Genomic DNA, 1,732 nt, shown 5'->3' with positions numbered 1-1,732 from the left:
ACAGAACACGTGTGGTGCTGAGGGAGCACGTGGGGTGGAAGGGGGTCCTTTAGGGGTAATGGGCCCCCTTTTCCAAAATTACGGCGCAGTTCCGCCCATTTCGCAAATGATCTGCCACTCTTCCTGCGTCACAGGCTGCACCGAAAGCCGTGCGTTTTTCACCAGAACCATATCCTGCAAGCCCACCGTTGCTTTGCATTGCTCCATCGTCACGGGTTTTGCCAAGGCTCGGACCGCGCGGATATGCACACAATCCCAGCGCGGATCCTCTGTCGTGCTGTCAGGCACAGAGAGCTTGCAGACCTCGACAATGCCAACGATCTCTTTGCCGATGTTGGAATGATAGAAAAATCCCAGATCGCCCAGCTGCATGGCCCGCATATTGTTGCGGGCCTGATAGTTGCGCACGCCGCCCCATTCCTCGCCCAGATCGCCCTTGGCAAGCTGGTCGTGCCAGCCCCAAGTGTCTGGCTCGGATTTGAACAGCCAAAACTTCATCCGATAACCTTTTTCCACTCGGTAATTGTTACCGAACTAAACAGCCCAGCCAAAGCATAGGGGTCATTCGCGGCCCAATCCTGTGCTGCGGCCAGGTTTTCGACATTCACCACCACAAGGCTGCCGGTCATCTGGCCTTCGGGGCTCAGGAAAGGCCCGGCCATTTCCACAACGCCCGTCGCCTCGATATAGCCAAGGTGGGCGCTGCGATTATCAAGGCGAATTTGCAGGTGGTCGGGTTTATCAAGGCAGATCAAAGCAGCACGCATGGGTTACTCCTGTTTTAATGGACGAGACAGCAGGGCGGACATCGCCTGCGGCAGAGTTATAGTTTGCCCGATCAACGCGGCAATCATATCGGTGATCGGCATTTCGATATTGGTCTTTTTGGCGATGTTAGAGACTGCTTTTGCCGTCGCAGCCCCTTCGACAGTGATCGAAGCGTCAAAGCCAGTGCCGCTGCCCAAAGCCTGACCATAGCGGAAGTTACGCGACTGCGCCGAGGTGCAGGTCAGCACCAGATCGCCAAATCCCGACAGACCGGCAAGCGTTTCGGCCTCGGCGCCATGGGCGATGGCAAAGCGCGTCATTTCGGCATAGCCGCGCGCCATCAGCGCCGCGCGCGCCGAATCGCCCAGGCCCGCGCCAATCACCACGCCGGCCGCAATCGCGATCACATTCTTTAACGCGCCACCCAGTTCCGCCCCGATGATATCTTCGCTGCGATACAGTCGCAGCGCAGGCGTCGACAGCAGGTTTTGCAGCGCCTCGCCGTCGTGGCAGGCCAGCGTCAGCGCGGTGGGCAGTCCCTTGGCGATGTCGCTGGCAAAGCTGGGTCCGGTCAGAATGCCAACGCGCGCATCAGGACAAGCCGCCGCGATCAATCCGGCTGGGCCTTGCAAGCTGGTCAGATCGACCCCTTTGCAACAGGCGACCAAAACGTGACCGTTCAAGCGCGGCTCGGCGCCCAACAGCCCGCGCAGCGCCTGCATCGGCACCGCTAGTAAGATCGCCTTTGCACCCAGAATATCGTCTATTTCCGCTGTAACAGAGACAGATTCAGGAAAGCCAATGCCCGGCAATCGCGCTGCATTCATTCGCGCTTTGCGCATCGTGGCGACATGATGCGCATCCCGCGCCCAAAGCCGCACATCGCGGCCTTCGCGCCCCAAGGCGACCGCAAGAGCCGTGCCAAAAGCGCCTGCGCCAAGGATGCCGATCACGACTTTGCCCC

At 59.5% G+C, this 1,732-nt stretch carries 3 protein-coding genes; all 3 read right to left on the bottom strand.

Annotation, left to right across the window (positions count from 1 at the left end; all coding sequences use genetic code 11):
• Window positions 1-78 precede the first annotated feature (78 nt).
• The 3 genes from V7Q10_RS01865 to V7Q10_RS01855 are packed head-to-tail and all read right to left on the bottom strand — an operon-like array spanning window position 79 to window position 1,721.
• Complete coding sequence (locus tag V7Q10_RS01865; RefSeq protein WP_333867333.1) at window positions 79-498, bottom strand: EVE domain-containing protein; 420 nt, start codon at window positions 496-498, stop codon at window positions 79-81.
• Window positions 495-767: a YciI family protein gene (locus tag V7Q10_RS01860; RefSeq protein ID WP_333867332.1), complete on the bottom strand. Its 273-nt coding sequence runs from the start codon at window positions 765-767 to the stop codon at window positions 495-497. Before V7Q10_RS01860 ends, V7Q10_RS01865 begins: the two co-directional genes overlap by 4 nt.
• A gap of 3 nt (window positions 768-770) precedes the next feature.
• Window positions 771-1,721: an NAD(P)H-dependent glycerol-3-phosphate dehydrogenase gene (locus V7Q10_RS01855; protein WP_333867436.1), complete on the bottom strand. Its 951-nt coding sequence runs from the start codon at window positions 1,719-1,721 to the stop codon at window positions 771-773.
• Window positions 1,722-1,732 lie beyond the last annotated feature (11 nt).

The organism is Cypionkella sp., from assembly GCF_036782355.1.
Lineage (GTDB): Bacteria > Pseudomonadota > Alphaproteobacteria > Rhodobacterales > Rhodobacteraceae > Cypionkella.
Note: the sequence above shows the minus strand (reverse complement) of the source record. Positions and strands in the feature narration are given on the sequence as shown.

Coding starts and splice junctions, on each gene's coding strand:
- V7Q10_RS01865 (WP_333867333.1), bottom strand. CDS start 498: ATGAAGTTTTGGCTGTTCAAATCCGAGCCAGACACTTGGGGCTGGCAC.
- V7Q10_RS01860 (WP_333867332.1), bottom strand. CDS start 767: ATGCGTGCTGCTTTGATCTGCCTTGATAAACCCGACCACCTGCAAATT.